Here is a 23159-nt window from a genome sequence, read left to right as displayed (position 1 = left end):
GGGATCAGCCCTTGACCGCGCCTGCGGTGATGCCGCCGACGAGGTAGCGCTGGAGGAAGATGAAGGCCACGCACACCGGCACCGACACGATGAGCGACGCGGCCATGAGCGCCGGCCACGAGGTGCTGGCCTCCGAGATGAACGTGTTCACGAGGCCCGGAGGAAGCGTCTGCCGGTCAGGCCCCGCGAGCGTGAGCGCGAAGATGAAGTCGTTCCAGCCGCGGACGAACGCGAACAGCCCTGCAGCGACGAGTCCCGGCGCAGCGAGCGGGAACACGACGGAGTGGAAGATCCGCCACGGACCCGCTCCGTCGATGCGCGCGGCCTCGATGAGGTCGTCGGGCAGCGCGTCGAAGAAGCCCTTCAGCATCCACACGCACAGCGGCAGCGTGAACGTCGTGAACGACAGGATCAGTGCGAGGTAGGTGTTGAGCAGGCCGAACTGGGCGAAGACGAGGTAGAGCGTCACCAGCAGCAGCGCCTGCGGGAACATCTGGCTCGACAGCACGAAGTACATGAGCGACTTGCGGCCGGCGAAGCGGTACTTCGAGAACGCGTATCCCATGTACATGGAGACCGCGACCGCAAGCACGGCGGTGATCACCGAGACGATCACGCTGTTGCGCAGGTATCCGAAGATCACGGGGTTGCCGAGCACGGTCGCATAATGGTCGAAGGTGATCTCGCGCGGGAACAGCGTCGGCGGGAACGTGAAGACCATGTTCGTCGGGGTGAGCGACGTGACGAGCAGCCAGTACACCGGAGCGAACCCGAACAGCGCGATGACCGCGAGTGAGATCCACATGCCCCACCGGACGCGGCCGCGGCGGCGCCGCACGGTCTCGGGTGGGGCGTCCTCGGAGCGGAGGACCGGGGGTGCGGGGGCGACGGCGGTCATCGGCGGGCTCCCTTCTCGCCACGCTCGGAGAGCCAGACGTACAGCACCACGAGGATCGTGAGCAGCGCCATCCAGAGGATGCCGAGCGCGCCGGCGTGCCCGAGGTCGTAGCCCTTGAATGCGGTGTCGTACACCTCGGTGGCGAACGTGCTCGTCGTGCCGGCCGGGCCACCGCCGGTGAGCACGAAAATGGTGTCGAAATGCTGGAAGTTCCAGATGAACTCGAGCAGGATGACGAGCCCCGCGACGCCGCGGATGTGCGGCCACGTGACGGCGAAGAAGCGGCGGACGGTTCCGGCGCCGTCCATTGCGGCCGCTTCGTGCAGCTCGCCCGGCACGGTCTGCAGCGCCGCGAGCATCATCACCATGATCCACGGGAAGGTGTTCCAGGTCTTCGCGACGATGAGCGCCGCCCGCGCGGTGTCGGTCTGGAAGAGCCACGCGACCGGGCTGTCGATCGCGCCGAGCGTGATGAGCATGCCGTTGAGGACGCCGTAATTCGCGTCGAAGATCCACATCCACAGGAACGACACGACAACGCCCGGGATGAGCCACGGGATGAGGAATGCCCCGCGGAGGAATCGCTGACCCGGGAAGCGCTGGTTCAGCACGAGTGCGAGCGCGAGCCCGATCAGGAACGGGGCGACCGTCGCACCGACGGTGAAGATGAGGGTCTGCTCCACGAGGCGACCGAAATCGTCCGCGAGCACCGCGACGATGTTGTCGAGCCCGACGAAGGTCATGCCCGGGTAGAGCAGGCTCTCGTCGAAGAACGCCGAGGCGAGCGACCGGATGAGCGGATACAGCACGATGGCGCACAGCAGCACCACGCCGGGAAGCAGCAGGAAGGTCAGGAAGGTGCGCTCGCTGAGGGGCGCACCTCGCTTGCGCCGAGCGGCGGTGTCGGGATGCACCACGCTGGATGAGGTCATCGTCGTCCTTCGGAACTCGGGTTCGGGGCTCAGCTGTGAGCCGCGGATCCGGCGCCACCGTTCAGCGCCGAGATCAGAGTGCACGACATGCGCAATAGATGCAAGTGCCATGCATTATGTGCACAAGATGGTGCATACTGGAGGCGTCCCGACGAAGGGGCGCGCGAATTACGGAGGCACGATGCCCGCGGAGAACGGTGCGAACCAGAGCGTAGAGAAGGCGATCTCGGTACTGGAGTCATTCGCCGGCGGTGAGCCGATGCGGGTGGGTGAGGTCGCTCGCGCGGCCGGCATCGGCCAGTCCACGGCATCCCGCTTGCTCGCCACCCTGGAGTCCGGTGGCCTCGTCGAACGCGATCCGCAGACGACCCTGTACTTTCTGGGCTCCGAGCTGCTGACTCTCGCCGGCGTGGCGATCAACCAGAACCGCGTCCACCGTGCGGGCCGGCAGATCGCGCAGAACCTCGCCGGCCAGCTGGGCTTGGGAGTGAACATCGCACTCTTGCGCGACGCCGAGCTCGTCTACCTCTGCAACTTCGAGGGTCCGTTGTCGCCCAAGTCGCACACGCTGATGGGCCAGCGCGTGCCGCTGCACGCGACGAGCATCGGCAAGTCAACCCTCGTCGGCACGTCGCGCGACAAGCGGACGAAGCTCATGCCCGAGCTCGTTCGCTTCACCGAGGCGACCATCACGTCGCACGAGGCGCTCGACCGCGAGGTGGCACTGATCTCGCGTCGCGGCTACGCGACCGAGGTTGAGGAGTTCGTTCTGGGGCGCGCGTCGGTCGCTGCCCCCATCCTCGATCAGTTCGGCAGAATCACCGCGGCGGTGTCCATCTCGGGGCCGCGCACGACCATCGATCTCGAGAGCCGCGAGGCGGAGCTCGGTCGCACCGTCGTCGAGACCGCGGACCGGATCAGCTCCGGCCTCGGATACCAGGGTCCCGCGGGCTGAGCCCGCCGCCCGGGATCAGTACCAGCCGACGGACTGCGAGTGCGACCAGGCACCGCACGGCGTGCCGTAGCGGCCCGAGATGTAGCCCAGGCCCCACGAGATCTGCGTGGCGGCGTTGGTCTGCCAGTCGGCACCGGCAGTGGCCATCTTGCTGCCGGGGAGTGCTTGCGGGATGCCGTAGGCCCCGCTCGAGCGGTTGTGCGCGAGCGTGTTCCAGCCCGATTCCTTCTGCCACAGCGACACGAGGCACGCGAACTGGTCGTCGCCCCAGCCGTAGCCGGCGATCATGGTGCGCGCGATGGCCTGGGCGTCGGCGGCGCTCGTGCCGGCGGCGGCGTAGACGGGCGAGGGCGCGGACGAACCCGACGAACTCGACGAGGCGGACTGCTTCGCCTCGGCGGCCTCTGCGGCAGCGGCGGCCGTTGCTGCGGCCTCGGCCTCGAGCCGGGCCTTCTCTGCGGCCTCCTGCTCGGCCTTCAGCGCGATGGCGGCGTCGAGGCTGCCGCGAAGAGCTGCAACATGCTCGTCGACCGATGCGATGAGCGTGGTCACATCCTCGGTCAGGTCGGGCACCAGCGGTGCAGGCAGAAGGTCGCCCGCCTCGAGGCGCTCGGCGGCTGCTTCGAGCGCCGCGGTGTCGACGGACGTGTCGGGCCGGCCGATGTCGAGGCCGGAGGTCGCGATGTCGGCGGCGACGGTCGCGGCGGCCGTGACCGAGGCGTCTGCGGCGACCAGCGCGTCGCGCGCGGCGGTCGAGATCTCGTCGGCGCCGATGGCCGCGGCCGCTCCGTCCGAAGCGATCGGGGTGCTGAGCGACGCGAGTGCGAAATTCCCGAAGGATCCGGATGCCTCGGCCTGCGCGGTCGGGGCAGTCGCGGTCACGCCGACGGTCACGAGGACGGCGAAAGCCAGTCCGGTCGCGAGGATCGCGGGGCGGCGGCGGGAGCGGCGGGCGGCCTGTCGGCGCAGGCGGCGGATGGGGGCGGAGGACGTGATCGAGCGCATGAAAACCTGAGTTCCGTATATATCCACGCCGTCGGGTACGGCGCCGTGCAACCGCTCCGGCGGGCACAAGTCAGCGAGTCTGCCGGGGTTGTCTGGACGGTTCCCGTGTGTTTCCTGAACGTCTGGTGAGAGTGCGGTCGCTGAAAACGGCCGATCAGCGGCTCTCGGCCGCCCGGTCGGGCGTCCCTGTTCAGCGGTAGCGGTAGTGCTCGGCGCTGGTGTTGACCCAGCTTGCGAAGCGCCCTGCTTCGGCATCGTGCCCCTGGGGTACGGCCGTCACCCACACCTGTTCCGTGCCTGTGATGACCAGGTACAGGAGCGGCCGCTGGATGATGCGGTTCAGGGTTCGCGGAGTGATCGCGCCGGCCCGGCCGACGAGGCGACGGTCGACGGCGTTGCGGGTGAATGCCGGCCGTCGCAGCAGGGCATCGCCCGTCTCGACGGATGCCTGCGCTCCGGCCACGGGCTGGCTCGACTCGCCGAAATGGATCCAGCGGCCGTCGATGATCACGCCGGCGAACTCCTGCTCCTCGCCGCTGTACCGCACCGCGGTCGTCCATTGCCGGCCGTCCCACCAGCGGAGCCGCCCGCGCTGGTCGTCGTACCATCCGGCAGCGGCCGCGCCCACGGCGGGAGCGGCATCACGGTGCAGCTCCACGTCGTGTTCGCGTAGGTCGATGTACTCCTCGGTCCAGCGCGCGCCATCCCACCATCGCTGCTTGCCGGTGCCGTCGTCGTACCACCCGGGGTCGGCGTGCGTGGTCATGGTCAGAGCGTAGTTCGATCCGCCCGGAACAGGTCAGCGCAGTTGGGTGAGCCTCTCGCTCATGAAGCGGATATCGGAGAAGGTCGCCGTCGCGGTGTCGCCGAGGGGTGCCTGCGCGAGGAATCCGGCCTGCACCGGCTTGTCGGTGCAGAGCCGGAAGAGACGCACGAACCGCCAGGCGCGGCCATCCGGCGATGAATGGAAGGCGAACGCCGGACCGATCTTCGACACCCTCAGCCAGACCTCCGCCGTGTCGATGTCGATGGCGTTCGCATCGTCGGAGTACTGGTTGGTGACAACGCTGACCACCATCGCGGCGTCCTGCGGCGACCATTCGAAGCACAGCTTCGCCCAGTGGTCCTCGTCCGCCCACAGCGACAGCGCTCCGGCATCGAATGTGGTGCGCGGGTGCTCGACGCGAACGCGGGCCGAGAGCTGGAAGTCGTCGTTCACGGTGAATGCCAGGCTCGTGGCTCCATGCTGAGGGTCGGCACCCGACGCGTCGTTCGTCCAGTCCACGCCTGCCGTGGCGGTCAGCTGAATACTGCCGTCGTCGTGCACCGTGAGATGCCCCTCGCCGTTCGTCCAATCGAGGGCAGGCAAACCGGCGAGGTGCGTCGTCATGGTGCCCGATCGTATCGGCGATCCGCGCAGCGACCAGAGCCGACCAGAGCATCCGGGATCCCGGATAGCATCGTCCGGTGCCGACGAGGACGAAACCCGAGCCGTTCCATCCCGACCTGCGCCTCGCGCGCTGGCTGCCGCTGGTGAGCGCCGCACCTCGGACGCTGTGGATGTTCCGGTTGAGCCCACCTGGCATCCGACCCATCCCCGACATGGACGTCAAGACCGTGCCCTTCGACGGTCCCGCGGGGGAGCTGCCGTACCGCGTGTTCCGCCCGGTCGACTCCCCGACTCCCACTCCGGCGCTGCTGTGGATCCACGGTGGCGGGCTGATCCTGGGCACACCGCAGCAGGACGACGCCTCGAATCTCGCTCTCGCGCGCGAGCTCGACATCGCAGTGTTCTCGGCGGCGTACCGCCTCGCCCCCGACCATCCCGCCCCTGCCGCGCTCGACGATCTCGTCGCCGGCTTCCGGGCGCTCGTCGCACGGGCCGATGAGTTCGGCATCGACCGGTCTCGCATCGCGATCGGCGGCGCGAGCGCGGGTGGCGGACTGGCGGCGGCGCTCGCCCAGCGACTGCACGACGAAGGCGGCACCCAGCCGGTGTTTCAGCTGCTCGTCTACCCCATGCTCGACGACCGCACCGTGCTCCGCGACGACGTCGACCGGCGTCACATGCGCATGTGGTCTCCTGAGAGCAACCGGTTCGCGTGGTCGGCGTATCTGGGGACGGATGCCGGAGCCCCCGGCATCCCCTCATCCCTTGTTCCGGCACGCCGGGAGGACCTCAGCGGCCTGCCCCCGGCGTGGATCGGCGTGGGCACGCTCGACCTCTTCCACGACGAGGACCTCGAGTACGCGCGGCGTCTCGAGGAGGCCGGCGTGCCGTGCGAGGTGCTGGTTGTGCCAGGCGCGTTCCACGGGTTCGACGCGGTGTTCCGCAACGCCGGCGTGACCCGTGCGTTCCATTCCGAATGGGTGCGTGTGCTGCGCGAGGCGTTCGCCAGCGAGGGCACTGCCTAGGGTGGAGTGAGCGCAGGGGAGGAGCACGTCTCGATGGCAGCGGCACGATCCGGGTCCGGCAGGTCCTTCACCCGTTACTGGGTCGCAGCCACCATCAGCTCGTTCGGCACCGCTATCACGGCTGTCGCGATGCCCGTGCTCGTGGTCCAGGTGCTGGGTGCGTCGCCCGTCGAGGTCGGGATCGTGAACGCGGCGCAGTTCGTGCCGTACGCGGTGCTCGGACTGCTGGCGGGCGTATACGTGGATCGCTGGCGTCGCGCGCGCGTACTGGTGCGGGCGAGCGTCGGCCGCGGTGTGGCTCTGGGACTCATCCCGGTGCTGTGGCTCGCGGGCGCGCTGCAGATCTGGTCGCTCGTGGCGCTGCTGCTGATCTTCGGATCACTCGCGGTGTTCGGGCTCGCCGCATCCCAGTCCCTCCTTCCGCAGATCGTGCCGCGTGCGCGCCTGCTCTCTGCGAACTCGCGACTGGATCAGACGGATGCGGCGGCCCAGACCGCGGGCCCTGCGCTGGGTGGCGGCCTCGTCGGGCTGCTGGGTGCTCCGGTCACGATCGCGATCGACGCGGTGAGCTATCTCGTGGAGGCCGCCCTGATTGCGCGGCTGCGGCTGACCGAGCCCGCGCGTGTCACCGCAGTCGATGGGCCGCCGCAGCGGCGAAGCGTGCGGCGCGAGATCGGGCAGGGTCTGCGCTGGACCTACCGGCACGTCTCTCTCGCGCCGCTCGCGATCTCGACTCACTTGTGGTTCTCCGCGAACGCGGGCGCGCTGACCGTCCTTGCACTGTTCGCGCTGCGCGACCTCGCGCTTTCGCCGGCGGCCTACGGACTGCTGTTCGCCGTCGCCGGCATCACGACGCTCGTCGGCGCAGTGGTGGCGCCGTGGGCCGGCCGCGCGATCGGCGCCGGTCGCTCGATCGTGATCGCCCGCATGGTGTACCCCGTGGCATGGCTGCTGATCGCCGCGGCCGCACTCACAGGCATCGGCGGCACCGGCGCCCTGGTCGCGCTCTTCGTGGCGATGGCCCTGCAGGGCTTCGTCGCGGGCCTGGAGAATCCGAACGAGATGGCGTATCGCCAGGCGGTGACCCCCGACGCGCTTCTCGGACGGACGAATGCGACCATGCGCTCGGCGAACCGCACGATGGCCGCTCTCGGCGCGCTGGTCGCCGGAGTGGTCGTGGCGGCCGCAGGGATCGCGCCCGCCCTCGTGGGGGTTGTGGTCGTCTTCATCGCGGCGGGAGTCGTCGCCGTCGCATCCCCGTTGCGGCATGCCCGGCACGAGGACGGAGAAGGCGGATCGTGAGGATCCCGCGCACGCCGGACCGGCCTGGGCGGCGTCCCGGTCACTGACCGGCGTCACGGGGCGCGCGGGTCCTCTCGCTGCGTGCGATCAGTGGGCGCCAGCAGATCGGCAAGCTCGGACCGCGAGCCGATCCCGAGTTTCGTGTACACCTTGCGCAGGTGATACTCGATCGTCTTCGGGCTCAGGAACAGTGCCGCGGCGGCCTCGCGCGTGGTCCTGCCTTCGGCGAGCACCAGGCTCACCTGCAGTTCCTGCGGCGTCAGGGCGTCGAGCACGCTCGCGCCCGCGGCGCGGACGCGCTCGCCGGTCGCCCTGAGCTCAGTGGCCGCGTGGTCGCGCCACAGCGCAGCGCCGAGCTCGTCGAAGGTGTCGAGCGCCTCGCGCAGCTGTGTCCGCGCGTCGACGCGCCGCCCGGCACGCCGCAGCCGGGAGCCGAAAGCGAGGCGCGTGCGCGCGGTCTCGAATCTGTCCAGCGTCGCTTCGTGCGACGCCAGCGCCGAGTGGAAGAGCGAATCGAAGTCGACCTCTGCAACCAGCCCTCGCGCGCGGTCGGCACGGGCGAGCGCCCAGGGCTGCCCTTTGCGCGCGGCGCGCTCGTGGTAGTCCGACGCGGCAGCCGCGGCATCCGATCTTCGGTTCACGCGAAGCAGGGCGTCGACCAGTTCGGGTGCCGGCGAGAGGTCGACGTCGTCGAGGCTCAGTCGCTGCAGGAGCGCGACGAGCTCCGACAAGTGGTCGACGGCTGCCTGGGTGCGTCCGAGTGAGAGCTCGAGGTCACCGACGGCGTGAGAGACCCACGCCTCTCCGACGTGGATGTCGCGCGCCGCGCAGAGTGCGCGAGCCTCGGCTGCGTGCGCGCGGCAGGCAGCGGGCCGTCCTGCGCGCGAGTCGAGCCAGGCCGCCCCGGCGAGCGACATCGCGAGCTCGGTCTCCTGGCCGGTCTCGGTCGCCAGCCGGATCGCCTCGGCGTAGTTCGCCTCGGCCCGCGCCCACGATGCGCCCGTGGTCGACTGATCACGGGCGACATGGAAGAGCACGGCCGGCAGCGCCCCGACCCCGGCCGCGCCGCGCACCTCTTCGACGAGTCCACGCAGGTGCCCGCCTCCGGTCGCATCGCGCAGGAACAGGGGTGCAAGAAGCAGCCACGACAGGCGACGCGGGTCGTGTCGCAGTTCGGGGTCGGCTTCGAGGAGCGGAACAGCGGCGCGGATCTCCGCCGCGCCGCCTGAACCGGCCAGCGTGCGGGCCATGCCGATCGCCATCAGCCCGAGTGCCCGAGCGCGGGTGCCGGCGATCCGCGGCTGGAGCGCATCGATCCGGTCCGCGAGGGCGGCCGCGGTGCGTGCGTCGCCGAGGTAGAACGTCGCGTGCACCGCGTCGGCCAGCGCGAGAGCCTCGGCATCCGCCGACGGAGCGCGGTCCGCGGCGGAGACCAGCAGTTCGAGCGCCTCGCGCAACGAGCCGCTGCGCGCAGCGATCGACGCCCGCAGCTCGATCTCACGCACATCACCGTCCTCCACGGGCGACGATCCGACCGCGCTGCGCTGATCCAGCAGTGTCAGTGAGCGCGCCCCGTCGCCGGCTGTCCACGCCGCGTCCGCGGCGCGCAGCAACCGGGTGCGGCGCTCGTGCGCCTCAGGAGTCAAGCTCGCCGATCGCTCGAACGCGCTGGCGGCGACCGAGTACGCGGCACGGGCGACGGCGTGATCGCCCGCCTGCGCAAGCAGGGCGGCGACGTGTTCGTCGGCGTACCACACCGCCTCTGACAGGTGCCACGCCCGTCGGTCCACGTCCGCCGTCGGTAGCGCATCGGCCGCCGCACGATGCGCGGCCCGCCGCGCCTGCACCGAGGCACCCGAGTAGACGGCGGACCGCACGAGCGGATGCCGGAACTCGACCCGTCCTTGCGTCAGGGCGACCAGTCCACCGTCCTCGGCCTCGCCGAGACGGCTCACATCGATCCCGAGGACCTCGCACGCGTCGGTGATCAGCCGGATGCCTCCGCCGCACACCGCCGCGACCAGCAGCGCTGCGCGGCACTCGGCACCCACTCGCTCCAGCCGGCGGCCGAACGCTGCCACGAGCGCCGGCGGAACCCGCAGCGGAAACTCGGTCTCGAGGCTCTCGACGACAACGCGGTCGCTGCCGAGCTCGAGGAGGGCGAGCGGGTTGCCCGCGGTCGCGCGGTGGAGCAGGCGAACGTGATCGTCGGACTCTGCGCGCCCGCTCTCCTGCTCGATGAGCAGCCGGGCGGCCTCGAGGTCGAGGCCGCTCACCCGCAGCACCTGGACACCGGCGACCAGTTCATCGCCCTCGGGGCTGCGGACGCCGACGAGCACGACGACCGGGTCGGCAGCCAGCCGGCGGGCGGCGAACAAGAGCGCGTCGACGGACGGCGTGTCGGCCAGGTGAAGGTCGTCCACGACCACTGCCACCGGCCCGTCCTCCGCGAAACGGCAGATCAGGCTCAACGCCGCCGCTCCGATCGTGAACCGGTCGCGTCCTCCCGGGACGGCGGCGGCGTCGGGCCCCGGAAGCGCGAGTGCGGTCGCCAGAGCGTCGGCCTGGGCGGTGGGGATGCCTTCGAGCGCGCCGAGTGCGGGGCGCAGCAGTTGCAGCAGCATTGCGAACGGGATCTCGCGCTCGGACTCGATGCCCGTCGCCCGCAGCATCCGCATCTCGGTCGCGCCGCCCATGGCGGCGTCGAGCAGCGCGGTCTTGCCGACACCCGCCTCACCGGTGATCGCGAGCACGCCGCTCGTACCCAGGCGCGCGGCCGCCAAGACCTGATCGATCGCCTGCTGCTCGGCCTGCCGACCCACCAGCATGCCCTGAGTCTAGGCACCCGGCCGAAAACGACTAGGGGGGTTCCCGGATGCGGTGTGCAACGGGCGATTCCTACGGTCGAGGCATCCGGACATTCCACGAAGGAGACGATGATGTCCACCACCGAAACCACCGCCGGCATATCGGCGGATGCTCCCGCGATCGACACCGACAAGCTCATGGGCTTCGTCTTCAGGGCCGTCGATGAGGTGGGGGCCACACTCAACGCCGCGCTCGTCGTCATGGGCGACAAACTGGGCTACTACCGCGACCTCGCCGCGCACGGCCCCACGACGCCTGCTCAGCTCGCGGAGCGCACGCAGACCGCCGAGCCGTACGCCCGCGAGTGGCTGAACGCGCAGGCCGCGGGCGCCTACGTCACGTACGACCCGTCCACCAAGCGTTACACGCTGCCGCCCGAGCACGCGCTTGCGATGACGGATGCCGACAGCCCGGCGTTCCTCCCCGGCTTCTTCCAGATCGCGCTCGGCACGGTGCACGACACGCAGCACATCGTCGATGCTGCCCGCAGCGGTGCCGGCTACGGCTGGCACCAGCACGACTCCGACGTGCACGTCGGCTGCGAGCGGTTCTTCCGTCCCAGCTACCACGCGAACCTCGTCGGTTCGTGGATCCCGGCGCTCGAGGGGGTGCAGCCCAAGCTCGAGGCAGGGGCGCTCGTGGCCGACGTCGGCTGCGGGCACGGGGCGTCCACGATCCTGCTCGCGAAGGCGTTCCCCAATTCGACGTTCGTCGGCTCGGACTACCACGCCGAGTCCATCCGCACGGCTCGGGCACGCGCCGCCGAGGCCGGTGTCGACAACGTGAGCTTCGAGGTCGCCTCAGCGCAGGACTTCGGAGCCGCGCCGGGAGGACAGCGGTTCGACCTGGTGGCGATGTTCGATTGCTTGCATGACATGGGCGACCCCGTCGGCGCCGCACAACGCGTGCGGGAGGTCATCGCGCAGGACGGCACGTGGATGATCGTCGAGCCGATGGCCGGTGACCACGTCGAAGACAACCTCAACCCGGTCGGACGCGCCTATTACGGGTTCTCGACGCTGCTGTGCACGCCCTCGTCGCTGTCCCAGGAGGTCGGACTCGCGCTCGGCACGCAAGCCGGTCCGGCGCGCATCCGCGATGTGACCGCCGCCGGAGGATTCACCCGGTTCCGCAGTGTCGCCGAGACGCCGTTCAACCGCGTGATCGAGGCAAGGCCCTGACACCGGGGGGCGAGAGGGGCACACTGGACCCGTCAGAGGAGTGTGGGATGGCGACCATGGGGAAGAGCCATACCTGGGTGCGGGCGCAGCGCCGTCCGAAGAAGGCCCTGTTCCTCTCGTCCCCGATCGGGCTCGGTCACGCGCGGCGCGATGTCGCGGTCGCCCAGGAGCTGCGCAGAATCCACCCCGGCCTGCAGATCGAGTGGCTGGCGCAGCATCCGGTCACGCGCGTGCTGGCGGATGCCGGAGAACCTGTGCATCCGGCATCCGCCTTCCTCGCCAATGAGTCGGCGCACATCGAAGACGAGTCCGCCGACCACGACCTGCACGCGTTCCAGGCGATCCGGCGGATGGACGAGATCCTGGTGAACAACTTCATGGTCTTCAACGACGTCGTCGACGAGACCTACTACGACCTGGTGATCGGCGACGAGGCGTGGGACGTCGACTACTTCCTGCACGAGAACCCGGAGCTGAAGCGGTTCGCGTTCGCGTGGATGACCGACTTCGTCGGATGGCTGCCGATGCCGGCAGGAGGGGATGCCGAAGCCGAGCTCACCGCCGACTACAACGCCGAGATGATCGAGCAGCGAGCCCGCTACCGTCGTCTTCGCGATCGGTCGGTCTTCGTCGGCAATCCCGACGACATCGTCGAAGCCTCGTTCGGCCCCGGATTGCCGCGGATCCGTGAGTGGACGGAGGAGAACTACGACTTCGCCGGCTACGTCACCGGGTTCACGCCGCCGTCCGAGGAGGAGCGTGCCGCGGTCCGTGCAAGGCTCGGCATCAGACCCGGCGAACTGCTGTGCGTGGTGACCGTCGGAGGATCGGGTGTCGGCGGCGCACTCCTGCGTCGTGTGATGGATGCCGTGCCGGCGGCGCGACGGATGCTGCCGGGACTGCGCTTCTTGGTCGTCACAGGCCCGCGGATCGATCCGGCGTCGATGCCGCGCCGGCGCGCCGCATCCATCCGCGGATTCGTCCCCGATCTCTACCGCACGCTCGCAGCCTGCGATGTCGCCCTCGTCCAGGGGGGATTGACGACGTGCATGGAGCTCGCGGCGGCGCGGCGACCCTTCGTGTACGTTCCGCTCGAGAACCACTTCGAGCAGAACCTCCACGTGCGCCACCGCCTGGAGCGGTACGGCGCGGGCACCTGCATGCGCTACGCCGAGGCGGTCGACCCTGACGCGCTCGCCGCAGCGCTCGTCGCCGAGGCATCGCGCGAGGTGCGTTACCGCCCCGTCGAGACGAACGGCGCCAGTCGCGCCGCCGAGTTACTCGCGGAGCTGATCTGATGCGTGTCCTGGAGCCTCGCGAAACCGGCTACGTCGACCGGGGCGATGTCTCGATCCATTACGAGGTTTACGGCGACGGCTCGCCGACGGTGTACCTGCTCATGCCCGACACGATCGTGGAGAGCCGAGGCTGGAAGGCACAGGTCCCCTTCCTGGCGCGTCACTTCCGCGTCGTCGTGAGCGATCCGCGCGGAAACGGGGGGAGCGGCACGCCTCCGACCCGCGACGGGTTCGACGACCGGCTCATGATCGGCGACGCGTGGGCGGTGCTGGATGCAGTCGGCGCCGAGCAGGCGGTGCTGGTCGGGCTCTGCACGGGTGCCGGGTACGCCGTGCTCATGGCAGCAGAGAGACCGGAACGCGTGCTCGGCGTCTGCGCGATCAACCCCGGACTGCAGCTCGGAGCGCCGCTGCCCCACAAAGTCGCGTTCGACTTCGACGCGCCGCGCGAGCGCTACGAGGGCTGGCAGAAGATGAATCGCCACTACTGGCTGCAGGATTGGCCGGACTTCGCCCGGTTCTTCTTCACCGAGATGTTCCCGGAGCCGCATTCGACCAAGCAGCGCGAGGACTGCGTCGGGTGGGCGCTGCAGACGACCCCCGAGGCCATGATCCTGGCCGGCTATTCGCCGCCCTATCCCGGCGACGAGGCGAAGACGGTCGCGATCGCCGAAGCGGTCCGATGTGCGGTGCTCGTCATCACCGGTTCGCTCGACCGCTGCCAGAATCCACAGCGGGGCAGGCGCCTGGCAGAGATCACGCGCGGCGAGCACGTCGTCATCGACGGCGGCGGGCATCTTCCGCAAGCGCGTGATCCGGTGCGGGTGAACCTCCTCCTTCGGGACTTCGTGCGTCGCGTGGCATAGCCTCGTCGGGATGACTGCGCACCGGCTCACCCGCGACGACGCGCGTCGGCTCATCGTGCGCGCGCAGCTGCTCGACGCCGACCGACCCGGGGATGTGGTCGAGGTCGCGGAACAACTCGGCTATGTCAAGATCGACCCGACGGCGACGATCGCGCCGTGCGAGCAGACCGTGCTGTGGTCGCGGATCGGCTGGTCGTACGAACCGGGTCAGCTCACCAAGGCCGTGGAGCTCGACCGGCTGCTGTTCGAGTTCGAGGGCGCCTTCCGCCCGGTGAGCCTGCTGCCGCTCATGCTTCCCGGCATGCGGCGCTGGCCGCAGCGCGAGAGCAGCAGGCAATGGCTCGAGGCGAACGCGCGGTTCCGCGTCGATGTGCTCGCACGCCTGCGCGCCGAAGGCCCGCTGCTCACGAGCGCGATCCCCGACACGGCGCAGGTCAGTCGGGCGCCCGACGGCTGGTACGGCACGAACCAGGTGCCTCACATGCTCGAGTTCCTCATGCGGCAGGGCGAGGTCGCCGTGGCCGGTCGTGAGGGCCGCAACCGTATCTGGGATCTCGCCGAGCGCGTCTATCCGCAGGATCTGCCCCAGTATGACCAGGCCGAGGCGGCACGCCTGCTGGATGAGCGGCGACTCCAGGCAGCCGGCATCGTGAAGCAGAAGTCGCCGTGGACGCCCGTCGGCGAGGCCGGCGAGCCGGCGACTGTCGAGGGCAGCAAATGGAAGTTCCGCGTCGACCCGGCCGCACTCGCCGCTCTGGGGGAGGAAGAAGGCGGCCGTGTGGCGCTCCTCAACCCGTACGACGGCATCCTCTTCGATCGGCCGCGCCTGTCGGAGATCTTCGAGTTCGACTACGTGCTCGAGCAGTTCAAACCGAAGCCGCAGCGCAGGTACGGGTATTTCGCGCATCCGATCCTGATGGGGGATCGGTTCGTCGGGATGCTGGACGCCGAGGTCGATCGCAAGCGCGACGTGCTGCAGATCAACGCGATCCACGAGTTCCTCCCGTTCGAGGACGAGGAATCCGAGATGGTGCGTGCCGAGGTCTCCGACCTCGCGGAGTGGCTCGGCGTCGCCGTCACGGGCCTGCCGTGAGCGGGGGCGACTGACTCAAGGCACGTCGTTCGAGACGGTGAGGAGAACGACCGAGTCCTCGATCGCGAAGAGGCTGTGCCGCTGGGGCGGGATGGTGAGGTGGTCTCCGGATGCCCCTTCCCACGCATCCGCACCCGCGATGAGCCGAACTCGGCCGCGGAGCACCTGCAGTGTCGCCTCGTGTGGCGCGGCGTGCTCGGCGAGTTCGTGTTCGGCGCGGAGAGCGATCACCGTCTCGCGCAGTGCGTGCTCGTGTCCACCACGGATCGTGCGCGCCGCGCGCCCGCTGGACGTCACGAGCGCCTTCGCCATGAGCTCTTCCGTGAGATCGGCCAGATCGGTGCTGTTCATCCGTCCTCCGTCGGTCGGTGGCCGGAGTCTATCGCGGCGATAGCGTCGGCGCGGGGTGTGCGCACTTCCGCATCCTCCTCCGCCGGCTCCAGCGTCGAATGATGCGTGATTCGAATCGCGGCTTGACAGATCGTCGCGGTCGTTCGTACCCTTTGTTCACGACTTAACAAAGGAGTGAAGTAATGACGCCAGCGCGACAGGCCGACGTGCACCGCACGGCGATCCTCGCCCACCTGGGAGCGCATGGGCCGGCTTCGCGGGCCGACCTGGCGCGCGCGCTCGACGTCTCGCCGGCATTGGTCACCCAGCTGACGCGCGACCTCCTCGCGGACGGCCTGCTCGAAGAACTCGAACAGGCCAGCAGCAACGGCGGACGCCCGGCCCGCATGCTCGGGCTCGTGTCTCAGGACCTCACGGCGGTCGGCGTCAAGGTCGCCCCCGATCATGTCGCCCTGGTCGAAGTGGGCATCGACGGCACCGTCCGTCGCTCCGGGACCAGCCCGTTCGACGCCGTGTCTCCGCTGGCTACCTCCGCCCTCGTCGAGCTGGTGCGGACCTTCGTCGATGCCGAGGGGGCCGGCAGCATCCTGGGCGTGGGCGTCGGGCTGCCCGGCACGGTCGCCGAGCGCGGCATCGGCATCGTGGACTCGACCCAGCTGAGCTGGAATCAGGTGCCGCTCGGTGAGCTCCTGCGTCGTGCTCTCGACCTGCCCGTCGTCGTCGAGAACAACGTCAACGCGCTCAGCGTGGCCGAGCAGCTCTTCGGCCAGGGCCGCTCGTTCCGCAACGTGCTCGTGGTCACGATCGGCAACGGTGTGGGCGCCGGTCTCGTCTCGGACGGAGCGATGGTGCGCGGGCGGGCCGGGGGAGCAGGCGATCTCGGCCACGTCCCGGTGCGCGAGGACGGCCCGTTGTGCCAATGCGGCAATCGCGGATGCCTCGAAGCGATCATCGGCCAAGCCGCCCTGGTCAACGACGCCCGGTCGATCCGTCTCGTAGGCGCCGATGAGGGCATCGACGAGCTGCGCGCCCTCGCGGATGCCGGGAATGCCGACGCACGCGAGATCTTCGCGCACGCCGGGCACCAGCTGGGCCGTGCCCTCGCGGGCGCGGTGAACCTCCTCGACCCCGAGATCGTCGTGTTGCTCGGCGAAGGCGTCGAGGCGTGGAACCACTGGGCCTCGTCGTTCGACCGCGCGCTGCGCAGCGCCCTGGTCCCCGGCAAGCGCGGAACGCCCGTCGTGGTCGAACGGTGGCAGGACGACCGGTGGGCGCAAGGGGCCGCGGCCCTCGTGCTCGCGACCCCGTTCGACGCGCAGGGTGTCGCCGGCGATCAGGGTCGCCTCGTGCGCGAGCGGCTCGTGGCCTCGATCGAGGCCAAGCCATGACGACGCTCGCCGTCGTGGCCGAGGCATCCGACTCCCCGCCCACCGACGTCGCCCCCGCACCTCGCCCTCGCTCGCGGCGCCGCCGGACCGCCTACGCACTCACCGTTGCGGTCTTCCTGCTTCCGAGCCTCATCCCACTGCTGGCGTTCGTCATCGGTCCCATGATCTCGGCGGCGTGGACGAGCCTGCACTCGTGGAACCTCATCGGCCCGATGCAGTGGGTCGGGCTCGACAACTACGCCCACCTTCTGACAGATCCCGCGATGCACCAGGCGTTCCTGCACACCGTGTATTACATCGTCGGCTACCTGCCGCTGGTGTACATCGGCGGACTTGCTCTCGCGCTGGCGCTGAACACGCGACTGCGCGGGCGCGCCTTCCTGCGCGGCGTGTACTTCCTCCCGGTGATCACGAGCTGGGTCGTGGTCGCCCTCGTCTGGCGCTGGCTGCTCAACCCGAGCACAGGCGTGGTCAACACAGTGCTCGCGTGGTTCGGGATCGAGGGTCCCGGCTGGTGGGCCGACCCGGCGTGGGCGATGCCCTCGATCATCCTGGCATCGGCGTGGAAAGACCTCGGGTTCGTCATGGTGATCCTGCTCGCCGGGCTGCAGGCGATCAACCCAGACCTGTACGAGGCCGCCGAGATCGACGGCGCGGGATGGTGGCGGCGCCTTTTCGGCATCACGCTGCCGATGCTCTCGCCGTCGACGTTCTTCGTGATCGTGCTGTCGCTCATCAACGGCTTCCAGGTCTTCGACCAGGTGTTCGTGATGACCGGGGGAGGTCCCAACAACTCCAGCCAGGTCGTCGTGCAGCAGGTGTACGACCTCACCTTCCGCTACGGGCAGGCGGGCATGGCTTCGGCGCTGTCGTGGCTGCTGTTCTTCGTGATCCTCGTCGTCACGCTCATCCAGTTCTACGGCCAGCGCCGGTGGGTGAACTATGACTGACACGCGCACCTCCCGCGGCGCGGTCTCGCGCAGGCCGTCCGTCCGCCGCGGCCTCCTGTACGCGGTGCTCATCGTCGGGGCCCTCATCATGGTCTTCCCGTTCGTGTGGACGATCGTCACCTCGATCACGCCCGGGGCGTCACTCACGACGACGCCCACGCTCATCCCCGACAATCCGTCGCTCGCCCCCTACCTCGAACTGTTCGATCGCGTGCCGTTCGGCCAGGTGATCGTCAACTCGCTGCTCATCGCGGTCGTGAGCACGGTGCTGCAGCTGGTGACGAGCGCGATGGCGGCATACGTCTTCTCCCGGATGCCGTTCCCCGGCCGTGGCGCGATCTTCGTGCTGTACCTGGCGACGATGATGATCCCGTTCCAGGTGCTCATCGTGCCGCTGTTCGCCGAGATGAAGGCGCTCGGGCTCATCAACACCTACCTCGGTGCGATCCTCCCCACCATCGCGTCGGCGTTCGGCGTCTTCCTGCTGAGGCAGGCGATGAACACCGTGCCCCGCGACCTCGACCAGGCCGCGACGCTGGACGGCGCAGGACATTTCCGCGTGTTCTTCCAGATCGTGCTGCCCCTGGTGCGGCCGGCGCTCGCCACCCTCGCCGTCTTCGCGTTCCTCAACACGTGGAACAGCTTCCTGTGGCCGCTCATCATCCTGCGCGACCCGCTCATGCAGACCCTGCCGGTCGCCCTGTCCAGCCTGCAAGGCCAGTACTCCACCGAGTGGGACGTGCTCATGGCGGGCTCCGTCATCAGCATCATCCCGATGTTCGCCCTCTACGTCTTCGCACAGAAGTACATCGTGCAGGGCGTCGCGGGCACCGGACTCAAGTAGGACCTCCGTCATCCGCCCTCTGATTCAACACCCGACCCGCACCACACAGATCGAAGGAGATTGCACTCACATGAAGAAGACACTCATCGCGACGACGACCGTCGCGACACTCGCCGCGATCGGCCTCACCGGCTGCTCGACCTCCGGGGGCGACGCCGGTGACGGTGACGGCGTCACCATCACGTACTCCAACTTCATCGCCAACGGCGGGAACGAGGAGAACCTGCAGACGATCGTCGACGCGTTCGAGAAGGAGAACCCCGACATCACCGTCGATGTGACGACCTCCGCATACGCGGACTACTTCACGAAGCTGCAGACCGACCTCGCGGCGGGCACGGCAGCGGACGTCTTCGACGTCGACGCCGGCAGCTTCGCGAACATCCAGGCCAGCGGCGTGCTCGCCGAGCTGGAGGGCGTGGATGACGCGGTCTACCGCACGTCGGTGCTCGACGCCTACAACGTCGACGGCGCGCAGTACGGCCTGCCGACGTCGTTCTCGAACGTCGTGCTGTTCTACAACCAGGAGCTCTTCGACGCGGCCGGCGTCGAGTACCCGACCGCCGACTGGACGTGGGCCGATGAGCAGGCCGCGGCCGAGCAGCTGACGGATGCCGCAGCCGGCGTGTGGGGCGACTACCAGCCGATCTCTTACCACGAGTACTACAAGACGGTGCAGCAGGCCGGAGGCCAGTTCGTCGAGGACGGCGCCGTCGCGTTCGACTCCGAGGCCGGCATCGCCGCCGCGGACTGGCTCGCGGGCAAGTCGGGGACGGTCATGCCGACCGCCGCCGACGGTGCCGGAACGCCCGACTTCGACCTCAACCTGTTCAAGGACGGGAAGCTGGCGATGTGGCACACCGGCATCTGGATGATCGGTCTCGTCGGCGAGCTGCCGTTCGAGTGGGACATCGCCGTCGAGCCCGGTGACGCGCAGAAGGCCAGCGCCACCTTCTCGAACGCCGTCGTGGTCTCGGGCGACTCCGAGCACAAGGAGGCCGCGCAGAAGTGGGCCGAGTACCTCAGCAGCTCCAAGGAGATGGTCGACGTGCGTCTCGAGGCGGGCTGGGAGCTTCCGGCGATCAGCGACGAGGCGCTGCTCGCGCCGTACCTCGAGAAGACGCCGCCGGCCAACCGGCAGGCCGTGTTCGACTCGCTCGAAGCGGTGGCTGTGGCACCTGAGCTGGGCGCGAACGCACAGCAGATCCAGGATGCCGTCACCAACGCGCTCGGCGAGATCGCGGCGGGACGCGCGACCACCGACGAGGCCATCGCCGCACTCGCCGAAGAGGTCGGCGCACTTCTCCCGTAGCACCCCGGTCGCGTCCGCGGCGGCATTCCCGCCGCGGACGCGACCCGTTCCGAAGGACCCCCGTGACTGACACACTTCCCGCCGCGCCCTCGCCGATGCCCTCCGCGCCTGCCACCGTCGAGCAGCTCGCCGCCCGCAGCATCCGCCTCATCACCGAACTGCAGACACCCGAGGGTGCGTACCCTGCCAGCCCCACGTTCTCGGCGTACGTCGGGTACAGCTGGCTGCGTGACGGAGCGTTCATCGCGGACGCCGCGTCGACTGCCGGTGAGGTGGACTCGGCGAGCCGGTTCTACGACTGGTGCGCCGACGTGCTGATGCGCCGGGCGGACCACATCCGCTGGATCGTCGCCGAGACGCGCGAGGGCCGGCCGCCCGCGGCCGAGCACATGCTGCCGGCGCGCTTCACCTTCGCGGGCGAGGATGGCGCCGACGAGTGGTGGGACTTCCAGCTCGACGGCTACGGCACGTGGCTGTGGGCGCTCGTGGAGCACCTCGAGCGTCACGGTCTGGAAGGCGACCGCTACCGCGAGGCCGTGGCGCTCACGGCCGACTACCTGCTCGTCTCCTGGCAGCGCCCCTGCTACGACTGGTGGGAGGAGCACGCCCAGCACGTGCACGTCTCGACGCTGGCCTGCATCGCCGCCGGCCTTGACGCAGTCGCGCGTGCCGGGCTGGTCGACGACGCGCGGTCGGCGACCATCGCCTCCACCACCGCTGAGATCCGCGAGCTCGTGGCCACTCGTGGCACGGCGGACGGGCACCTCATCAAGTGGCTCGGCAGCACGGCCGTCGACGGCAGCCTGGCCGCGGCGATCGCGCCGCTGGGGTTCGTGGGCGCCGGAACGGATCTCGGCCGGGCCACGATCGACGTGCTCGAAGCGCACCTCGCGGTCGACGGGGGAGTGCACCGCTACCTGGGCGACACGTTCTTCGGGGGCGGCCAGTGGCCGCTGCTCACCTGCTTTCTCGGGCTCGCGCACATCGCCGCCGGTGATCGAGACCGTGCAGCCGAGTACTTCGACTGGGTCGCGGGGACGGCGACGGCCGACCTGCACCTGCCCGAGCAGGTGACGCACCACCTCATCGCCCCGCGCATGCAGCAGCCGTGGATCGACCGGTGGGGCACCGTCGCGACCCCCCTCCTGTGGAGCCATGCCATGTTCTTGCGGCTCGGGCTGGAGCTCGGACGTCTTCGCGCCCAAGACCTCTCTTCGCCCACCGCCCGCCCGCAGGAAGGCTTCAGCCGATGATCCGCCACCGCCCCGCCGGCTCGGGCCACCCGTATTCGGTCGACACCGAGCAGCGATGGCCCGTCGTCCCGCTCGAGGGCGGGACGGCCACGCTGGGACTGCGAGCGGACGCCGATGTCGTCTCGGCGAGCTGCACCATCGAATGGCGGCCGGATGCCGCCTCCGCCGAAGCAGAGACGGTCAAGCTGCCGCTCGCCCGAGTGGCGACCACCTCGCGCGGCCGCGTGACCGACGGCGGCCACCTTGCGTCGGCGGCGAGCAGACTGGCGCGTGCCGTCGGCGGGTGGCAGGCGAGGACGCCGTCGTTGCGGTTCGGCGGCACCTACCGCTACCGCTTCACCGGCACCCACGGCGACGGCAGGATCGAGCGCACGCGGTGGTTCGAGTTCCGCGCCGCCCGATGGTCAGCCGCTCCCGAGGCGCTCGTCGAGCACGGCCGGGACCGCGTGATTCCGGGCTCGGTCGAGCAGCTGCACGATGGCCGGCGCGCGTGGCGCGTGCGGTTCGCGCTGCCGTTGGGCGCGAGCGAGCATGTGACCGGATTCGGCGAGCGCTACGACGCCGTCGACCAGACCGGCGCCGAACTGGACTCGGTCGTGTTCGAGCAGTACAAGCGCCAGGGCGCCGAGCGCAAGACGTACCTGCCGATGCCGTTCGCCCATGTGATCGGTGGCGGGGGCTGGGGCTTCCACGTCGATACGTCCCGGCGCGTCTGGTTCGACGTGGGCCGGTCCGACCCGTCTCGGCTTGCCGTCGAGGCCGAGGTCGGAGAGGGCGAGCCGCTCGCCCTGCGCACGTTCGACGGCACGCCGGTCGAGGTGCTCGGGGCGTTCCTCGACCGTGCCGGCCGCGCGACCGAGCTGCCGGCGTGGGTGTTCCGGCTCTGGGCCAGCGGCAACGAGTGGAACACGCAGCAGGAGGTCATGCGACAGGCCGAGCTTCACCGTCGCCACGACATCCCCTTCGGCTCCATCGTGATCGAGGCGTGGAGCGACGAGTCGACCTTCACCGTGTTCCGCGACGCGGAGTATCGCGTGAACGAAGATGGCTCGCCTCACCGGCTTTCGGACTTCACCTTCCCGGCCGGCGGTGCCTGGCCCGATCCCAAGGGCATGACCGACGACCTGCATGCCCGCGGCATCCGTCTGCATCTGTGGCAGATCCCGCTCGTCAAGATGCGTCCGCACCCGCAGGGGCAGGTCGCTGCCGACGCGCGCGCGGCGATCCGTGAAGACGTGCTGATCCGAGAGCCCGACCCCAAGGGCGGCACGCGTCCGTACCGCAATCGCGGCTGGTGGTTCCCGCTGGGCCTCATGCCGGATCTCACCGATGAGCGGGCGGCGGCCTGGTGGACCGAGAAGCGCCGCTACCTCGTGGAAGAGGTCGGCATCGACGGCTTCAAGACCGACGGCGGTGAGCACGCATGGGGCTCGGAGCTGGTGTACCTCGACGGACGGCGCGGCGACGAGAAGAACAACACCTTCCCGGTCGCCTACGCTCACGCCTACGGCCGGCTGCTGGAGTCGGCGGGCAAGGCGCCCGTGACCTTCAGCCGGGCCGGCTTCACCGGCTCGCAGGCGCACGGGGCGTTCTGGGCGGGCGACGAGAACTCGACGTGGGAGGCGTTCCGCTGGTCGATGAACGCCGGTCTCACCGCAGCGGCCTCGGGCATCGTCTACTGGGGCTGGGACATCGCGGGGTTCTCCGGCGAGATCCCGACGGCCGAGCTGTTCATCCGGGCGACGCAGGCCTCAGCGTTCGTGCCGATCATGCAGTACCACTCCGAGTTCAACCACCACCGATCGCCGTCGCGCGACCGCACGCCGTGGAACATCGCCGAGCGCACCGGCGACGAGTCGGTGATCCCGCTGTTCCGTCGGTACACCAAGCTGCGCGAGCGCCTCGTGCCGTATCTCGAGCGCTCTGCGGCCCACGCGATCGCGACGGACGCACCGCTCATGCGTCCACTCTTCTTCGAGTGGCCCGACGACCCGGCCGTCTGGACCGGCGAGACGCAGTGGCTGCTCGGCGACGACCTGCTGATCGCACCGGTGCTGGAGCCCGGGGTGGCGGAGTCGTCGGTGTACCTGCCCAAGGGTGAATGGACGGATGTCTGGACAGCAGAGCGCATCTCCGGCGGCCGGACGATCACCGTGCCGACGCCCCTCGACCGCATCCCGGTCTTCTCACGTGGCGCCGAGGCGCAGAGCTATGTGGAGATGTTCCGGACGGAGGATTGACGCGACGG

At 69.6% G+C, this 23159-nt stretch carries 20 protein-coding genes; 13 read left to right on the top strand and 7 right to left on the bottom strand.

What is annotated here, in order from left to right; translation table 11 throughout:
- Positions 1-4: 4 nt before the first annotated feature.
- Both ACLKM7_RS02615 and ACLKM7_RS02610 read right to left on the bottom strand, forming a co-directional pair.
- Positions 5-898 (bottom strand): carbohydrate ABC transporter permease, encoded by an 894-nt coding sequence (locus ACLKM7_RS02615; protein ID WP_436445460.1) that lies wholly within the window; start codon positions 896-898, stop codon positions 5-7.
- Positions 895-1830, bottom strand: a complete 936-nt coding sequence (locus tag ACLKM7_RS02610) for a carbohydrate ABC transporter permease (RefSeq protein WP_436445459.1) — start codon at positions 1828-1830, stop codon at positions 895-897. Before ACLKM7_RS02610 ends, ACLKM7_RS02615 begins: the two co-directional genes overlap by 4 nt.
- 181 nt (positions 1831-2011) lie before the next feature.
- On the opposite strand from ACLKM7_RS02610, the gene ACLKM7_RS02605 reads away from it, so the two are divergent.
- A complete protein-coding gene (locus ACLKM7_RS02605; protein ID WP_436445458.1) occupies positions 2012-2785 on the top strand; it encodes an IclR family transcriptional regulator in 774 nt (257 codons plus the stop codon).
- 15 nt (positions 2786-2800) lie between these two features.
- Here ACLKM7_RS02605 and ACLKM7_RS02600 read toward each other — a convergent pair whose 3' ends face one another.
- The 3 genes from ACLKM7_RS02600 to ACLKM7_RS02590 form a co-directional block, all read right to left on the bottom strand.
- The gene (locus ACLKM7_RS02600; RefSeq protein ID WP_436445457.1) at positions 2801-3790 is read right to left on the bottom strand and encodes a lytic transglycosylase domain-containing protein; all 990 of its coding nucleotides are present in this window, start codon (positions 3788-3790) and stop codon (positions 2801-2803) included.
- A 190-nt stretch (positions 3791-3980) separates the two neighbouring features.
- Positions 3981-4556, bottom strand: coding sequence for a DUF2510 domain-containing protein (locus tag ACLKM7_RS02595; RefSeq protein ID WP_436445456.1), 576 nt, complete (start codon positions 4554-4556; stop codon positions 3981-3983).
- A 33-nt stretch (positions 4557-4589) separates the two neighbouring features.
- Positions 4590-5180 carry a DUF1349 domain-containing protein gene (locus ACLKM7_RS02590; protein WP_436445454.1) on the bottom strand — a complete coding sequence of 197 codons (591 nt, stop codon included), beginning with the start codon at positions 5178-5180 and terminating at the stop codon, positions 4590-4592.
- 77 nt (positions 5181-5257) lie between these two features.
- Here ACLKM7_RS02590 and ACLKM7_RS02585 point away from each other — a divergent pair, with 77 nt between their 5' ends.
- Together ACLKM7_RS02585 and ACLKM7_RS02580 are read left to right on the top strand one after the other, a co-directional pair.
- Entirely contained in the window at positions 5258-6205 is a 948-nt protein-coding gene (locus tag ACLKM7_RS02585) for an alpha/beta hydrolase (RefSeq protein ID WP_436445453.1), read from the top strand.
- Between the two features lie 6 nt (positions 6206-6211).
- On the top strand, positions 6212-7507 hold the full coding sequence (locus ACLKM7_RS02580; RefSeq protein WP_436445452.1) for an MFS transporter: 1296 nt from the start codon (positions 6212-6214) through the stop codon (positions 7505-7507).
- A 53-nt stretch (positions 7508-7560) separates the two neighbouring features.
- On the opposite strand, the gene ACLKM7_RS02575 is transcribed toward ACLKM7_RS02580, so the two are convergent.
- Positions 7561-10335, bottom strand: coding sequence for a helix-turn-helix transcriptional regulator (locus tag ACLKM7_RS02575; protein WP_436445451.1), 2775 nt, complete (start codon positions 10333-10335; stop codon positions 7561-7563).
- Positions 10336-10446: 111 nt separating this feature from the next.
- Between ACLKM7_RS02575 and ACLKM7_RS02570 the strand changes: the two genes are divergently transcribed.
- Genes ACLKM7_RS02570 through ACLKM7_RS02555 form a run of 4 tightly spaced genes read left to right on the top strand, consistent with a single transcriptional unit; the run spans position 10447 to position 14813 of the window.
- Positions 10447-11556, top strand: coding sequence for a class I SAM-dependent methyltransferase (locus tag ACLKM7_RS02570; protein WP_436445450.1), 1110 nt, complete (start codon positions 10447-10449; stop codon positions 11554-11556).
- Positions 11557-11603: 47 nt separating this feature from the next.
- Entirely contained in the window at positions 11604-12854 is a 1251-nt protein-coding gene (locus tag ACLKM7_RS02565; protein WP_436445449.1) for a glycosyltransferase, read from the top strand.
- Positions 12854-13720, top strand: a complete 867-nt coding sequence (locus ACLKM7_RS02560) for an alpha/beta fold hydrolase (RefSeq protein ID WP_436445448.1) — start codon at positions 12854-12856, stop codon at positions 13718-13720. Before ACLKM7_RS02565 ends, ACLKM7_RS02560 begins: the two co-directional genes overlap by 1 nt.
- Before the next feature lie 10 nt (positions 13721-13730).
- Positions 13731-14813, top strand: a complete 1083-nt coding sequence (locus ACLKM7_RS02555; RefSeq protein WP_436445447.1) for a DNA glycosylase AlkZ-like family protein — start codon at positions 13731-13733, stop codon at positions 14811-14813.
- A gap of 15 nt (positions 14814-14828) precedes the next feature.
- On the opposite strand, the gene ACLKM7_RS02550 is transcribed toward ACLKM7_RS02555, so the two are convergent.
- Complete coding sequence (locus ACLKM7_RS02550; RefSeq protein WP_436445446.1) at positions 14829-15164, bottom strand: cupin domain-containing protein; 336 nt, start codon at positions 15162-15164, stop codon at positions 14829-14831.
- 182 nt (positions 15165-15346) lie between these two features.
- Between ACLKM7_RS02550 and ACLKM7_RS02545 the strand changes: the two genes are divergently transcribed.
- The 6 genes from ACLKM7_RS02545 to ACLKM7_RS02520 all read left to right on the top strand — a co-directional run bounded on the left by ACLKM7_RS02545 (position 15347) and on the right by ACLKM7_RS02520 (position 23151).
- Positions 15347-16552, top strand: coding sequence for an ROK family protein (locus ACLKM7_RS02545; protein ID WP_436445445.1), 1206 nt, complete (start codon positions 15347-15349; stop codon positions 16550-16552).
- Positions 16549-17502: a carbohydrate ABC transporter permease gene (locus ACLKM7_RS02540; protein WP_436445444.1), complete on the top strand. Its 954-nt coding sequence runs from the start codon at positions 16549-16551 to the stop codon at positions 17500-17502. Before ACLKM7_RS02545 ends, ACLKM7_RS02540 begins: the two co-directional genes overlap by 4 nt.
- Positions 17495-18346, top strand: coding sequence for a carbohydrate ABC transporter permease (locus ACLKM7_RS02535; RefSeq protein WP_436445443.1), 852 nt, complete (start codon positions 17495-17497; stop codon positions 18344-18346). The genes ACLKM7_RS02540 and ACLKM7_RS02535 overlap by 8 nt, the downstream gene beginning before the upstream one ends.
- Before the next feature lie 70 nt (positions 18347-18416).
- Positions 18417-19658 (top strand): ABC transporter substrate-binding protein, encoded by a 1242-nt coding sequence (locus tag ACLKM7_RS02530; protein WP_436445442.1) that lies wholly within the window; start codon positions 18417-18419, stop codon positions 19656-19658.
- Positions 19659-19720: 62 nt separating this feature from the next.
- Positions 19721-20911: a glycoside hydrolase family 15 protein gene (locus tag ACLKM7_RS02525; protein ID WP_436445441.1), complete on the top strand. Its 1191-nt coding sequence runs from the start codon at positions 19721-19723 to the stop codon at positions 20909-20911.
- Entirely contained in the window at positions 20908-23151 is a 2244-nt protein-coding gene (locus tag ACLKM7_RS02520) for a TIM-barrel domain-containing protein (protein ID WP_436445440.1), read from the top strand. The genes ACLKM7_RS02525 and ACLKM7_RS02520 overlap by 4 nt, the downstream gene beginning before the upstream one ends.
- Positions 23152-23159: the final 8 nt, after the last annotated feature.

Source organism: Microbacterium sp. I2 (assembly GCF_051364985.1).
Classification (GTDB): domain Bacteria; phylum Actinomycetota; class Actinomycetes; order Actinomycetales; family Microbacteriaceae; genus Microbacterium.
This window is presented reverse-complemented; position numbering and strand designations above follow the sequence as displayed.

Excerpts from the sequence above, each read along its gene's own strand:
- ACLKM7_RS02570 (WP_436445450.1), top strand. The coding sequence starts at position 10,447 with ATGTCCACCACCGAAACCACCGCCGGCATATCGGCGGATGCTCCCGCG.
- ACLKM7_RS02545 (WP_436445445.1), top strand. The coding sequence starts at position 15,347 with ATGACGCCAGCGCGACAGGCCGACGTGCACCGCACGGCGATCCTCGCC.
- ACLKM7_RS02565 (WP_436445449.1), top strand. The coding sequence starts at position 11,604 with ATGGCGACCATGGGGAAGAGCCATACCTGGGTGCGGGCGCAGCGCCGT.
- ACLKM7_RS02575 (WP_436445451.1), bottom strand. The coding sequence starts at position 10,335 with ATGCTGGTGGGTCGGCAGGCCGAGCAGCAGGCGATCGATCAGGTCTTG.
- ACLKM7_RS02560 (WP_436445448.1), top strand. The coding sequence starts at position 12,854 with ATGCGTGTCCTGGAGCCTCGCGAAACCGGCTACGTCGACCGGGGCGAT.
- ACLKM7_RS02595 (WP_436445456.1), bottom strand. The coding sequence starts at position 4,556 with ATGACCACGCACGCCGACCCCGGGTGGTACGACGACGGCACCGGCAAG.
- ACLKM7_RS02555 (WP_436445447.1), top strand. The coding sequence starts at position 13,731 with ATGACTGCGCACCGGCTCACCCGCGACGACGCGCGTCGGCTCATCGTG.
- ACLKM7_RS02615 (WP_436445460.1), bottom strand. The coding sequence starts at position 898 with ATGACCGCCGTCGCCCCCGCACCCCCGGTCCTCCGCTCCGAGGACGCC.
- ACLKM7_RS02610 (WP_436445459.1), bottom strand. The coding sequence starts at position 1,830 with ATGACCTCATCCAGCGTGGTGCATCCCGACACCGCCGCTCGGCGCAAG.
- ACLKM7_RS02590 (WP_436445454.1), bottom strand. The coding sequence starts at position 5,180 with ATGACGACGCACCTCGCCGGTTTGCCTGCCCTCGATTGGACGAACGGC.
- ACLKM7_RS02530 (WP_436445442.1), top strand. The coding sequence starts at position 18,417 with ATGAAGAAGACACTCATCGCGACGACGACCGTCGCGACACTCGCCGCG.
- ACLKM7_RS02535 (WP_436445443.1), top strand. The coding sequence starts at position 17,495 with ATGACTGACACGCGCACCTCCCGCGGCGCGGTCTCGCGCAGGCCGTCC.
- ACLKM7_RS02605 (WP_436445458.1), top strand. The coding sequence starts at position 2,012 with ATGCCCGCGGAGAACGGTGCGAACCAGAGCGTAGAGAAGGCGATCTCG.
- ACLKM7_RS02550 (WP_436445446.1), bottom strand. The coding sequence starts at position 15,164 with ATGAACAGCACCGATCTGGCCGATCTCACGGAAGAGCTCATGGCGAAG.
- ACLKM7_RS02520 (WP_436445440.1), top strand. The coding sequence starts at position 20,908 with ATGATCCGCCACCGCCCCGCCGGCTCGGGCCACCCGTATTCGGTCGAC.
- ACLKM7_RS02540 (WP_436445444.1), top strand. The coding sequence starts at position 16,549 with ATGACGACGCTCGCCGTCGTGGCCGAGGCATCCGACTCCCCGCCCACC.
- ACLKM7_RS02600 (WP_436445457.1), bottom strand. The coding sequence starts at position 3,790 with ATGCGCTCGATCACGTCCTCCGCCCCCATCCGCCGCCTGCGCCGACAG.